10 protein-coding genes and 1 riboswitch are annotated in these 12,806 nt (G+C 61.6%); of the genes, 1 reads left to right on the top strand and 9 read right to left on the bottom strand.

The window, feature by feature from the left end; translation table 11 throughout:
- Positions 1-15: 15 nt before the first annotated feature.
- From KCX59_RS05570 to KCX59_RS05530, 9 genes are all read right to left on the bottom strand, one after another.
- Positions 16-1,332 carry a peptidoglycan bridge formation glycyltransferase FemA/FemB family protein gene (locus KCX59_RS05570; RefSeq protein ID WP_179018117.1) on the bottom strand — a complete coding sequence of 439 codons (1,317 nt, stop codon included), beginning with the start codon at positions 1,330-1,332 and terminating at the stop codon, positions 16-18.
- Positions 1,333-1,443: 111 nt separating this feature from the next.
- Complete coding sequence (locus tag KCX59_RS05565; protein ID WP_179018116.1) at positions 1,444-2,532, bottom strand: lipid II:glycine glycyltransferase FemX; 1,089 nt, start codon at positions 2,530-2,532, stop codon at positions 1,444-1,446.
- Between the two features lie 109 nt (positions 2,533-2,641).
- Entirely contained in the window at positions 2,642-3,463 is an 822-nt protein-coding gene (locus tag KCX59_RS05560; RefSeq protein ID WP_179018115.1) for a DNA/RNA non-specific endonuclease, read from the bottom strand.
- Between the two features lie 15 nt (positions 3,464-3,478).
- Positions 3,479-3,730 carry a hypothetical protein gene (locus KCX59_RS05555; RefSeq protein ID WP_179018114.1) on the bottom strand — a complete coding sequence of 84 codons (252 nt, stop codon included), beginning with the start codon at positions 3,728-3,730 and terminating at the stop codon, positions 3,479-3,481.
- Positions 3,731-3,771: 41 nt separating this feature from the next.
- Positions 3,772-5,184, bottom strand: a complete 1,413-nt coding sequence (locus KCX59_RS05550; RefSeq protein WP_434122632.1) for an L-serine ammonia-lyase — start codon at positions 5,182-5,184, stop codon at positions 3,772-3,774.
- 390 nt (positions 5,185-5,574) lie between these two features.
- Positions 5,575-5,961, bottom strand: coding sequence for a glycine cleavage system protein GcvH (gene gcvH, locus KCX59_RS05545; protein ID WP_090820475.1), 387 nt, complete (start codon positions 5,959-5,961; stop codon positions 5,575-5,577).
- A 274-nt stretch (positions 5,962-6,235) separates the two neighbouring features.
- Positions 6,236-7,384, bottom strand: coding sequence for a glycine cleavage system aminomethyltransferase GcvT (gene gcvT, locus KCX59_RS05540; RefSeq protein ID WP_179019983.1), 1,149 nt, complete (start codon positions 7,382-7,384; stop codon positions 6,236-6,238).
- A gap of 9 nt (positions 7,385-7,393) precedes the next feature.
- Positions 7,394-10,240: an aminomethyl-transferring glycine dehydrogenase gene (gene gcvP, locus KCX59_RS05535; protein ID WP_179019981.1), complete on the bottom strand. Its 2,847-nt coding sequence runs from the start codon at positions 10,238-10,240 to the stop codon at positions 7,394-7,396.
- A 180-nt stretch (positions 10,241-10,420) separates the two neighbouring features.
- A riboswitch (glycine riboswitch) is annotated at positions 10,421-10,518 on the bottom strand.
- Positions 10,519-10,612: 94 nt separating this feature from the next.
- On the bottom strand, positions 10,613-11,152 hold the full coding sequence (locus KCX59_RS05530; RefSeq protein ID WP_026542543.1) for a TetR/AcrR family transcriptional regulator: 540 nt from the start codon (positions 11,150-11,152) through the stop codon (positions 10,613-10,615).
- A 72-nt stretch (positions 11,153-11,224) separates the two neighbouring features.
- Here KCX59_RS05530 and KCX59_RS05525 point away from each other — a divergent pair, with 72 nt between their 5' ends.
- Positions 11,225-12,775: an MFS transporter gene (locus KCX59_RS05525; protein ID WP_179019979.1), complete on the top strand. Its 1,551-nt coding sequence runs from the start codon at positions 11,225-11,227 to the stop codon at positions 12,773-12,775.
- The last annotated feature ends 31 nt before the right edge of the window (positions 12,776-12,806 follow it).

Here is a 12,806-nt window from a genome sequence, read left to right as displayed (position 1 = left end):
CCTTGGCTTGTGTGATTAGCGGTTCCTCCGAAATTTTCCTACTACCGGCAATTTCTCAAGTGGCAATCGTCCCAGTACTGTCTGGGCGACCCCTGCAAACTTCCTGACCGCACGGTAGCCGTGGAAGACGAGCGGGTTCACCGGCGCGACGAAATCACCCACCAACTGGACCACCTCGCCACCGAAGCCCTTCTTGAATTCGTACCCGCCGTGCCCGGTCTCCTCCTGGCCCTGGATGCCGAACGTGCCGTAGAAGTTGTAGCGCGAATAACCATTGTTCAGTGCGTGCAACATCATGCCCCAGTACAAGGACGTGGCGCCGTTGAAATAGATGTAGTCCTGAACCGTGCCACCAATGACGCACACCAGCTCGTCACCGGAGCACGCAAAATGGATGGCAGCGACCGTAGCGACACCGACGGAATCGGGGAAACGTTCAATGTCCTTGAGGCTGCGCTCGTAGCTGTCCACGAGGTCCTGGACAACTTTGATGCGGTTGGCCTTCTTCTTGCTGCCGGTCTCCTCGACCTCACGCTTAAGGTCTGCCAAGGTCTTGGACTCGGCATCCAGACGCTCCGTGATGGAGGCCCGATATTCGGGAATGTTGATCTTGGCCATCATGAGCTTGGTGAACTCGTCCGAAGTATTCCGGAGGAGTTGCTCGTAGTACTCGCGTTCGCGGTACGTGAAGCCCTTCTCGTCGCCGGCTGTGCTCAGTGCGTTGTAGAACTCATCCAGCGTTTCCAGCGTGGCCTGTTCCAGGTAGACGCCGTTCTTCTCGGCTTTACGGATGGCCTTGCGGGTGCGGTAGTTCATGCCCATGATGAGCTCTTCGGAATCAGCGATTCCGTCGAGTTGCTTGATGAACATCCAGTTGATGTTGGCGAAGTTCATGTCGAAGCCCTGATGCTTGAAGCCCAGGCCTTCGAACTCCTTCAGTAGTGGACGGTTGTCCTCAACTTCAGGGTGTTCGGCGCCCTCTTCATCACGCGCAATGTACCGGATGTTGGGAGAGATACGCAGCTCTGCAGCTTTCTTCGAGGCCGAATGCTTTTTCAACTGCTCAACGACGAAGCGCACCACGGCGGGGTCGCCGTAGTCCATCAGGGGCCCCTTGGCGCAATCTGCGGTTTTGTAGCCCAAGCGGTTGGACGAGTAGACAAGTTTCCCCGCAGCAATGAGGCTGTCGCCGCGCGTCACGCCAAAAAGCTCAACTTCCTGGCCACGGGCACGCTGGAAGCGCGTGAGGTCCATGGACTGGATGAAGCTGCCCTGGGGATGTCCCTTGGCGAATGTCTCGAAATCAGCGTCGCTGAGAATCACGAATTCCATGTCGGTTCCAGCCTCGATCGGAGTCAAAGAAATTACCTCACCTATAAAGTAGATTGCACCCGTTGGTGGCCGGGGCGGGCCTGAAGTTGGTTTGCTGGCTGCGGGTGGCCGTCAGTAGAACTGGCCACCGGTACGCATGGTTTCGAGTCGACGGAAGATGCGTTCCGCACCCTTGAGCCACAGCTTGTGGCGGACAGGTCCCAGGACAAGGTCATAGCAACCCACAAAGTCCGTTACGGTCTTGGTGAAGCTCGTCTTGAACAATCCCATGCCGTACAGGGGGTGGGTCTTGTCCTTGATCCTTGCTGCGGGGGGCGTGCCGCAGAAGTCGTACTCTACGCATCCGAGTTCCTGCATGCGCTGGATCGCCGCCCACTGGGCCAGATGGGAATCACCGTACTGTTTGCGGTTCTGGGTGGAGCCGCCGTCCTTGTACGTAGCTTTGGATCCGTAGTTGATGACGAAAGCACCGACACTTGGTGCACCGTCTTCGTGGATGAAGAAGAAGTGTCCCTGGCCGCGGCTGCAGAACTCTTCCCAGAATTTGGAATAGTACTCGTAGCTCCGCAGCGGCATGGCACCCTTGGCGTTCACGGTGTTCTGCATGAGGGCGTAGAGCTTGCGGTAGCTGTCTTCACCCGGCTCGGCCTGAACCACCTCGCAACCCTCACGTTCAGCCCTGCGAACTGCGTTGCGGGCACGTGAAGAAATGCTGCGCAAGACTTCATTAGCGGGCGCTGCAATGTCCAGCAACGCCGTGGAGTCATTGGACTGGATGTTGGGAGCTTTCACCAAACCAGCAGCTTGAAGTTCTGCCACGGCCTCAGCCGAGTCAACAATGTCAGGCTCGATCTTGACGGTGAAGACGTTCATCTTCTTCTCACGGGCCAGGGCGGCTACTGCTTTCAGGGCGGGCTGGATGTCGCTGACATCCGGGACGTCCGGTCCCTTGATGAGGTACCAAAGCCGACCCATCACAGGGAACTTCTTCTCCAGGAGCAGGTTGTAGCTGCTGTAGTCCTGGGTCTCGATGACGAGCCGGCGGACCAACCAGCCGTTACCGTCCTTGACTGCCGCGTAGGCGTCCGACTGCAGCATGTTGCCGCCGTTCGGATTCGCCGTGACGTGCTTGTCCCAGTTATCGATTTCCTCGGCGGTGGCAAAGCGGGCGGTAAATTCTCGCAAGGTGGCCGTGTCCAATCTCAGGGTTTTGGTGCGGTGTTCAAAAGCGTAGTGCGCATGCGGACATGCAGCCCCAAGTCTATCGGGGTATGTGGATATCCCCCGATTCTGCTGGTTTAGCAGGGGCTTAGAGCCTAATCTGGTCTGCCTTCTCCAGCCTGATGGCCCGGAGTTCCATGCCGGATTCCCGCTGCCCACTGACAAGTCGGTCTGCGCCGATGAGCCTGCTGAGGCTGAGCCCGGTAAGGTCCGCGATCTGCCCAATAGGTACTTGGAACGTCCTGAACGGTCCAAGCGGCGGTGGTTCACCTTCAAGGAGCCGTTGGCTGATGGCCTTCTTTAGCTCCACTTTGCCCAGCATCGGCGACTGATCCAGGACAAAGCCGACGGCGGCCAGCTTGGCATCGTTGGTCCATGCCGCGATCTTCCAGAACTTTCGAGGGATCTGAACTCCCCTGTATACGGGATCGTCATCGAGGAACACCGGCCCCGTGAACACGCTCAGCTTTGCTTCATACGCATCGGCGTGGCCCAAAACGTGGTCTTCGAGCCCTACCCAGAGCTCTTTGCCTTGGTTGAAGTCATCAATCTGTGGTGCCGCGTTGACGTAGCTAAAGGTGTCCTGGTTGGCTTTTTTGGCTGTTGCGGCGTCGCCCCACACCGGATCCAAGCGCCGGACCAAGTGCCCGCGATCAAAGGCGTTGTTCTTGTACAGATCCGGGCCAGCCTGCTGCTCCCGTGGGATCCTGTCATCCAAATGCCATGAACCCTCGCGGGCCAGGGGTATCAGTTCCTTGCCGTTGATGTTCACACCCACAATCGCTGCGAGCTTCCGGGAAGCCCGGAAGCGTACAGAAAAGTGGGTGTAGTCCAAAAGTGTCGTAATAGCCGACGGACTGGGCAGTTCAAGCCGTGTCCGCAAAAAGTCCCTGCTGTATCCCCCGCTCATGGATACAGCATGGCATCAGGGACTGACAGAATTAGGGCGTCGGGCCTTTCGCCGCTCAAGGAGTGCCAACACAATGCCCACCAGCGGCCCAGCGGCAGGGGCTGCGAACGCCAGCACCACTAACGCAATCCGAACTCCGGGTGAGAAGGATTTCGTGCTGAGTACCAGAACCAGGGCAGCCATGACCAAGAGAACTGCCACTGCTCCGACTCCCAATACTGCGGCCTCCCACACCGTTGGAATTAAGGGATTTACTTCATCATTCATGCATTCCCCCCAGACATGATCTGAAATCTCAGCCTACAGACTCAGCATTCGACGACGTTGACGGCGAGGCCGCCCATCGCGGTTTCCTTGTACTTGGAGGACATGTCCTTGCCCGTCTCACGCATGGTCACGATCACCTCATCCAACGACACCCGGTGCGTCCCATCACCCCACAACGCCATCTTCGCCGCGTTGATCGCCTTCGCCGCAGCAATCGCGTTCCGCTCAATACACGGAATCTGCACCAACCCCCCGATCGGATCACACGTCAACCCCAGATTGTGTTCCATCGCGATCTCCGCCGCGTTCTCCACCTGACCAGGCGTACCACCCATCACCTCAGCCAACCCCGCAGCAGCCATCGACGACGCCGAACCCACCTCACCCTGACAACCAACCTCAGCCCCCGAAATGGACGCCTGCTCCTTATACAACACACCCACCGCACCCGCAGTGAGCAGGAACTTCACCACCACATCGTCCTTATCGGCCTGCGTAGCTTTGTCCATGCCCGGCGCGTAATTCAACGCGTAATACAGCACCGCCGGAATGATTCCCGCAGCACCATTGGTCGGCGCCGTCACCACCCTGCCGCCAGAAGCGTTCTCCTCATTGACGGCCAGGGCGATCAGGTTCACCCACTCCTGCCAATACTTCGGATCGTTCCGGTCCTTGTCCTCTTTCAGCAACCGCTCCAACCAATCAGGAGAACGACGACGAACCTTCAAACCCCCGGGCAACACACCCTCACGCTTCAGACTGGTTTCAACACAGGCCTCCATCACGGACCAGATATGCAGCAAACCCTCCCGGATCTCCTCCTCGGACCGGGACGCACGCTCATTGATGAACATGATCTCGCTGATCCCAAGGCCCTCGGAGGAGCACCGGCCCAGCAACTCCGCCGCCGTCCTGAACGGCAACGGCAACTCCTTTTTCGACTCCTCGAGTTCCTCCCGGGCCGCATCTTCCTCACCCTCCCGGACAATGAACCCACCACCGACCGAAAAGAACGTCGCCTCCCGCAGCACATTCCCACCAGCATCAGAGACAGCAAACTTCATCCCATTCGTATGCCGCGGCAACACCGTCAACGGATGCAGGATCATGTCCTCAACCGCGTACGGCAGCTCCACGCCTTCGCCGGAGGCGCCGGCCAGGTTCAGGACACCTGTCTCAGCGATCGTCGCGAGCCGCTCCTCCACCTCTTCGGGCAGGATCAGCTCAGGGTGATACCCCTCCAAGCCCAGCAGCGTGGCCGTCATGGTGCCGTGCCCACGACCGGTGGCAGCCAATGAGCCATAGAGGTCAACCCGCAGCGACGCCACCGAGCCCAAGACGCCGGCGTCCTTGAGTTCGCCAGCGAACACCGCAGCAGCACGCATGGGCCCCACAGTATGAGAACTCGACGGGCCAATACCCACAGAAAACAGATCGAAAACGCCAACAGCCATGGTCGGGATTCCTTAACAAAGCTTGAAAACGGTCCGGCAGATGGTCCTGCCGGAGGGCCGCCCCTGCTTATAGCGGAGGTCGACCGAAGCACGACGCCGGATGGCCCCCAAAGGCGGCAACCCGGCGTCGCAATTTTATTCAGTTCTACAATCCCACGCTACATCCGTGGCCTCCGATACGGGGTTTAGCTGCCGAACATGCCGTGCGCACGGCACATTCCGCAGCTAACCCACGAAACGGACTCCTCTTCCCTCACGGGAGCCCTGCAACTGGCCCCTTGGGACCGGCGTCCGGCAGCCACCGTCCAAGGGAGCTTCGCGTCCGCCCAGCGGGCGCCCAAGCGATCGAGGTCGCAGAGGACGTTGGCCCCGACGGGCCACCCCGGCGGACTAGGAGAGGTCTCCGCCATTCTTGGAGGCGTACTCCTCGGCCGAGAGCAGCGGGCCCTCGGACTCGGCAGCAACCTTGAACAACCAACCGGCGCCGTAGGGGTCGTTGTTGATCAGGGCGGGGTCGGAAACAACGGCGTCGTTGATCTCCGTGACCTCACCGGTAACGGGTGAGTACAGGTCCGAAACCGACTTGGTGGACTCAACCTCACCGCAGGTCTCGCCTGCAGTAACTGTCGAACCGACCTCGGGAAGGTCAACGTACACAATGTCACCCAGTGCGTCAGTGGCAACCTCGGAGATACCAACGGACACCGAGTTCCCGTCTCCGCGGGAAACCCACTCGTGTTCGTCGGAGTACTGAAGTTCGGGCGCTACTTTGGGCATTCTGTTTCCTTACTGTGGTTGATCAAAAACTATGGCTGGTGGGCTGCGCGGACAGGCACTCATGCGGCAGGTTGCCGCTCCCCCAGCACCTTAGCGGTTCGAGGGGCGCCAGAGCGGCCGCGCGCCCTGGTGAGGTGCTCAGCCCCATCGGGCCCGGCCTCCGGCAGCATGCGTCTAAGGGAGCTTCGCGTCCGCTCAGCGGGCGCCTATGCGACCGAGCATGCAGAGGAGGTCGGACCCGACGGCCAAGGCGACCCGGCGGGACGGTCCCCGCTTACCTTTGGCGCTTGTAGAACGGCAGTGCGACGACTTCGAAGGGCTCCGGCTTGCCCCGCAGGTCAATGTCCAAGGCAGTTCCAAGCTCTGAATGCTCGACGTCGACATACGCCAACGCTACCGGGTAGCCAAGCGTCGGGCTGGGCTGGCCGGAGGTGACTTCACCGACCGTTGCGCCGTCCTTGAGGACCGGGTAGTGGCCGCGTCCGGCCCTGCGGCCCAAGCCCTTAAGGCCCACGAGCTTGCGTCCGCTGGTGGAACCGGCACCGTCTGTTTTGAGGGCAGCGAGTGCCTCTTTGCCGACGAAGTCGCTTTCCTTGGACAGTGCCACCACGGGACCGAGTCCTGCTGCGAAGGGGTTGCCTTCGCGGGAGAGCTCGTTGCCGTAGAGGGGCATGCCTGCTTCGAGGCGCAGTGAGTCGCGGCAAGCAAGGCCGGCGGGGGTAAGCTCGCCATCTTCTGCTGCGTCGGCGATTGCCTGCCAGAGAGCTGCTGCGGACTCGTTGGCCACAAAAATTTCGAAGCCATCTTCACCGGTGTAACCGGTGCGGGCCAGCAGCAGGTCCTGTGTGCCGCCGTCGAACGTGAACGGAACTTCAACCGCCGCGTAGTACTTGAGGTCGGTAACCAGCGCGTGCTGTTCGGCCGGGACCAGGCGGAGGAGGATCGCTTCAGCAAGCGGCCCTTGGACAGCGATCAGCGAAGTCTCAGAGGAAGCGTCCTCAACAACCACGTCGAAACCGGCCGCGCGCTCCAGCAGCGCAGCGGCAACAACCTTGGCGTTGCCGGCGTTCGGAACCACAAGGAATTTGTCGGTGCCTTCTTGGGTAGAGGGCCGACGGTAGGTGATGAGGTCGTCGATGATGCCGCCGTCTTCCTGGCAGATCAGCGAGTACTTGGCCTTGCCGACGGCCATAGCGGAGATCTTGCCCACCAGTGCGTAGTCCAGGAAGGCAGCTGCCTCGGGACCGGTGACCCAGACTTCACCCATGTGGGAGAGGTCGAACAGTCCGGCGGACTTGCGGACGGCGTGGTGCTCTGCCAACTCGGACGAGTACTTGAGCGGCATTTGCCAACCACCGAAGTCGGTGAAGGACGCGCCGAGCTTCTTGTGCTCTTCGTAAAGGGCTGTGTAGTTCTCAGTCATGACCAGTCCTTAGTTTTCGAAGTCTTCGATCGGCGGGCAGGAGCACACCAGGTTACGGTCTCCGGCCGCGCCATCAATGCGGCCCACGGGCGGGAAGTACTTGTCCTGCTTGAGGTGGTGGACCGGGAAGGCGGCCTGCTCGCGCGGGTACGCACGGTCCCAGTCAGAACTTACGACGGCGGCAGCCGTGTGGGGTGCCTTGCGCAGCGGCGAGTTCTCCACGGCGAAGTCGCCGTTGGCTACCTGGTCGATTTCCTTGCGAATGGTGATCATGGCTTCGATGAAGCGGTCGATCTCCACAAGGTCTTCGGACTCGGTGGGCTCTACCATCAAAGTTCCGGCAACCGGGAACGCGAGGGTGGGGGCGTGGAAGCCGAAGTCGATGAGGCGCTTGGCCACGTCCTCCGCGGTGACGCCGGTCTTGGCCGTCAGTTCACGGAGGTCCAGGATGCACTCGTGAGCCACGAGTCCGCCCTCGCCGGTGTAGAGGACCGGGAAGTGCTCGTTGAGGCGGGATGCGATGTAGTTCGCGGCCAGCAGAGCAGACTTGGTTGCTTCGGTGAGGCCCTGGCCACCCATGAGCTTCACGTAAGCCCAGGAGATCGGGAGGACACCGGCGGAACCGAAGCGGGACGCCGAGATCGGGACGTCGTTGCCTTCGGTCCATGATGCAGCGTCGCCGGGCATGAACGGTGCGAGGTGCGCCTTTGCAGCAACCGGACCAACGCCGGGTCCACCGCCACCGTGGGGGATGCAGAAGGTCTTGTGCAGGTTCAGGTGGGAGACGTCGCCGCCGAACTTGCCCGGCTGCGCGAGACCGACGAGGGCGTTGAGGTTGGCGCCGTCGATGTACACCTGGCCGCCGGCCTCGTGGATGGCGTCGCATACTTCGCGGACGTCGGCGTCGTACACACCGTGAGTGGACGGGTAGGTGATCATGATGGCCGAGAGCGCGTCGCGGTGGGCCTCGATCTTGTTTTTGAGGTCTACGTGGTCGATGGTGCCATCGGGAGCCGTGGCCACCACAACGACCTTCATGCCCGCCAGCACTGCCGAGGCTGCGTTGGTGCCGTGGGCCGATGCGGGGATCAGGCAGACGTTGCGCTGCTCGTCGCCGCGCGACAGGTGGTAGCCGCGGATCGCCAGCAAGCCTGCGAGCTCGCCCTGGGAACCGGCATTCGGCTGGATGGAGACTTGGTCGTAGCCGGTGATCTCGGTCAGCTGGGATTCGAGGTCGGTGATGAGTTCGCGCCAGCCCTCAGTCTGGGAATCCGGAGCGAACGGGTGGATCGAGGCGAACTCCGGCCAGGAAATCGCCTCCATCTCGGCCGTGGCGTTCAGCTTCATGGTGCAGGAACCCAATGGGATCATGGTGCGGTCCAGCGCGAGGTCGCGGTCCGAGAGCTTACGGATGTAGCGGAGGAGCTGGGTTTCTGAGCGGTGGGTGTTGAACACCGGGTGCTGCATAAAGTCGCTCGTACGTTCCACGGAAGCCTCAAGCGCGAAGCCTTCAGCAGACTCAAGTACAGGAGCGCCAAAGACATCAAGGAGACGACCGACAATCTCGGAAGTAGTGGTTTCATCAACAGAGATGCCAACCGTGTCAGCGTCGATGCCACGGAGGTTGATGCCCTTGGCCTCGGCAGCGGCGACGATTTCAGCAGCCTTGCCGGGAACGCGGACGGTGATGGTGTCGAAGAAGGAACCGTGGAGGACCTCGACGCCGGCAGCCTTCAGGGACGCTGCAAGCGTGCGGGCGTGGCCATGGGCGGTTTCGGCGATGGCCTTGAGGCCCTCAGGGCCGTGGTAAACGGCGTACATCGAGGCCACGATGGCCAGCAGTGCTTGCGCTGTACAGATGTTGGACGTGGCCTTCTCGCGGCGAATGTGCTGCTCGCGGGTCTGCAGCGCCAAGCGGTAGGCGGGGATACCGGCGTCGTCCTTGGAAACGCCCACCAAACGGCCGGGCATGGAACGCTCCAGTCCCTTTTGGACGGCCATGTAGGCGGCGTGCGGGCCACCGAAGAAGAGCGGAACGCCCAATCGCTGTGCCGAACCGACGGCGATGTCGGCGCCCTGCTCGCCTGGAGGGGTGATGAGGGTCAGGGACAGGAGGTCGGCAGCAACGGTAACCAGAGCACCTCGCTCCTTGGCGTCCGCAATCACGGCAGAGTGATCGAACACGCGGCCGGAAACGCCGGGCTGCTGGAGGACGACGCCGTTGATGGCACCTTCCGGGAGGCCCAAGGAAAGGTCAGCGACCTCGACTTCGAAGCCGAGCGCCTCGGCACGGCCCTTGACGATGGCAATGGTCTGCGGGAGGCAGTCTGCGTCGAGGACGGTCTTGCCATCCTGGACAGCCTTGTTCTTGTTGGCTCGGCGCATCATGAGGACGGCTTCGGCCACTGCGGTTGCTTCATCCAGTAGGGACGCGTTGGCGATCGGCAGCCCAACCAGGTCCTGGACCATGGTCTGGAAGTTCAGGAGCGCCTCGAGGCGGCCCTGCGAGATTTCCGGCTGGTAAGGGGTGTAAGCCGTATACCAAGCCGGGGATTCGAGGATATTCCGACGGATCACGGGCGGCGTCACGGTGTCGTAGTAGCCCTGGCCGATCATCTGAACGGCCGTCTTGTTCTTGGACGCGAGCTTGCGCAGCTCGGCCAGGACTTCAACTTCACTCAACGCGTTCTGCAGGGTGAGGGCAACTTCCTGGCGGATGTCGTTCGGGACGGCGGTGTCGACCAGCGAATCAACAGTGTCGTAGCCGACGGACTTGAGCATGGTCTCAATGTCGGCCTGGCGGCGGGCGCCGATATGCCGATCGACGAAGGTGGTGGAGGCAGAACTAACCGTCACGAAGGAACTCCATTACTTGGGCAGCGTTTGGGTACGCCACAGCGGCTGGGTTCCTCCCCGCTCTGTATTGGACCTGAGAGTTTCCGCGCGTTGCCTGAGCAACCATCGCTTGCACCGTCGGTGAGCACAACACTCTTTGACCCGAAGGTGGGCTGAGTGCCTGCTGCTTTCCAGAGTTGCCTAGCCGCGGCGGTGCGTGGGCCTGAGAGATTCCTGGGGAGGGTTTGCTCCTACGGCGCCTGCATCACTTGCTTGCAGGACTCTCCCGCCGCAGATCAAAAGGCATGTTCAGTTGTGTGTGGTCACCGCGTACGGCACGCCACGAGGGTTAATTGTCCTACGTCCCGCGCCCCGCAGCAAATGGAAGACCCGCTACTTCCGCAACCGTTCAAGGACTCCCAACAGAATTTCGACGTCGGCCTCCCGCCCGGCGTTGCCGCCCTCCTGCCCGCCTTCAAAAATCGCGTTGAAGTAGAGGCCGTCGCCCATGTAGCTGACGGCCTTGGCAACCTCCGGCCCGACGTCCTCAGCCAGCACGTCCAGCCACCGTTGCTGGATCGCGGCAAATCTGCGGCGGGTTTCCTCGTGGGCAACTTCGGCCAATCTTGTGGCAGCGACGAAGGCCCGGTCCATGGGCGTATCCGCCCAGAGCGAGGAGCGGATGAAGTAGGCGGCCGAACCATCGGGGGCAGCCTTCATCAGCTCGGTATCTTCATCGGCGAGCAGGTCCAGGCGCTCCAACAGGGCCGTGATCAGCGCTTCCTTATTCGGGAAGTGGTAGAGCAGACCGCCCTTGGACACGCCTGCCCGCTTGGCAACGGCGTCGAGCGTGGCGGCACGCTCCCCTACCTCGATAAGGAGGGCTTCAAAGGCATCCAGGACGGCGTCCCGGGCAACTGGTTTTCGTGGCATGTGTCCATCATTCCCTAAAGGCTTACGGGCTTCTATTTGAAACTGTACCGTCTGGACGGTACAGTGAGTTACATGTTCTCGCCGTCATCAACCCAAGCACCCCGTTCCGCTCAGCCCGTTAAGGGTCAGGCAGCACCGTGGCGCGACTGGACGGCTCTGGCACTCCTGATGTTTCCGGTGCTGCTGGTGGCCGTCGACAACACCGCGCTCACGTTTGCACTGCCCGAGATCGCCCGTTCGTTGGACGTGGGCGGCGTCCAATTGCTGTGGATTGTTGACGCCTACCCGCTGGTCCTCGCCGCCTTGTTGGTGTCCATGGGTAACTTGGGCGACAGGATCGGACGACGGCGGCTGCTCCTGCTCGGCAGCACGGGCTTCGCAGCGGTTTCGGCTGCTACGGCCTTCGCGCCTTCCGCTGAATGGCTCATCGCCGGCCGCGCGGGCCTGGGCGTCTTCGGCGCCATGCTGATGCCATCAACCCTGTCCCTGATCCGGAACATCTTCACCGATCCCAACCGGCGTCGGCTCGCGATCGCCGTCTGGGCCGCCGGTTTCTCCGGTGGTGCCGCCCTTGGCCCGATCTTCGGTGGCTGGTTGGTGGAGCACTTCTGGTGGGGTGCCGTGTTCCTGGTGGCAGCTTTCCTGCTCCTGCCGCTACTTGCTTTCGGCCGGGTCTTGATTCCTGAATCGAAGGACGCCAATCCCGGCCGGGTGGACGTGCCCAGCATTCTCCTGTCCGTGGTCACCATGGCGCCGTTCGTTTACGGCATCAAGGAATTCGCGGTTCACGGCTTCGGGGCGTCCGCGGCTGCCTTCATGGGGTTCGGCGTGGTGATGGGCATTATCTTCGTCCGCCGCCAGCAGCGGATCGAGAGCCCCATGCTGGACGTCTCATTGTTCAAGAACAAGGTGTTCAGTACCGCAATCGTGGCGAACGTCCTGTCCCTCTTCTCCATGACGGGCTTCATCTACTTCTTCGCCCAGCACCTGCAACTTGTTGAGGGCCAGTCCCCAATGGAGGCCGGCATCGCAATGATTCCTGCTCTTCTGGCTACGGTCATCGCCGGCCTGCTGGTGGTGCCGCTGGTCAAGCGCATACAGCCTGGGTTCGTTGTGGCTGCGGGACTCACTCTCAGCGGAGTGGGATACCTGATTGTGGTGGTGGGTGACCATGGCAGCGGACCCGTGTTCCTGTTGTCGGCTCTGACCGTACTCGCAGTAGGTGTCGGTGCTGCGGAGACCATCTCCAACGACCTCATCCTGGCCTCCGTTCCGGCCGACAAATCCGGCGCCGCCTCGGCCATTTCCGAGACCGGCTATGAGTTGGGGTCGCTCTTGGGAACGGCAGTGCTTGGCTCGATCCTCACTGCTTCCTACCAGCACAACCTCGTCATTCCGGACGGTGTATCCACGCAAGCGGCCGGTAAGTCCACTGAAACGCTTGCTGGTGCGGTTGATGCAGCGGCTGCCCTTCCGGCCCCATTGTCAGAGGCGCTGACGGTCGCCGCCCGGACAGCTTTCGAGTCCGGCGTCCACATCACTGCGGCGATTGGGCTGGTACTGATGGCTGGTGCGGCAGTGCTCGCCGCCGTCGTACTCCGGCGTGTGCCGAAGGCGCAGTAGGCAGTAGTAGGCACAGCGCCGAAGGCGCAGT

It is taken from the genome of Paenarthrobacter nitroguajacolicus (genome assembly GCF_051027655.1).
Classification (GTDB): domain Bacteria; phylum Actinomycetota; class Actinomycetes; order Actinomycetales; family Micrococcaceae; genus Arthrobacter; species Arthrobacter nitroguajacolicus.
The sequence above is the reverse complement of the archived record's forward strand: the minus strand, read 5'-3'. Positions and strand labels throughout refer to the sequence as shown.

Coding starts and splice junctions, on each gene's coding strand:
- gcvH (WP_090820475.1), bottom strand. CDS start 5,961: ATGCCCAAAGTAGCGCCCGAACTTCAGTACTCCGACGAACACGAGTGG.
- KCX59_RS05560 (WP_179018115.1), bottom strand. CDS start 3,463: ATGAGCGGGGGATACAGCAGGGACTTTTTGCGGACACGGCTTGAACTG.
- KCX59_RS05555 (WP_179018114.1), bottom strand. CDS start 3,730: ATGAATGATGAAGTAAATCCCTTAATTCCAACGGTGTGGGAGGCCGCA.
- KCX59_RS05570 (WP_179018117.1), bottom strand. CDS start 1,332: ATGGAATTCGTGATTCTCAGCGACGCTGATTTCGAGACATTCGCCAAG.
- KCX59_RS05530 (WP_026542543.1), bottom strand. CDS start 11,152: ATGCCACGAAAACCAGTTGCCCGGGACGCCGTCCTGGATGCCTTTGAA.
- gcvT (WP_179019983.1), bottom strand. CDS start 7,384: ATGACTGAGAACTACACAGCCCTTTACGAAGAGCACAAGAAGCTCGGC.
- KCX59_RS05550 (WP_434122632.1), bottom strand. CDS start 5,184: ATGGCTGTTGGCGTTTTCGATCTGTTTTCTGTGGGTATTGGCCCGTCG.
- KCX59_RS05525 (WP_179019979.1), top strand. CDS start 11,225: ATGTTCTCGCCGTCATCAACCCAAGCACCCCGTTCCGCTCAGCCCGTT.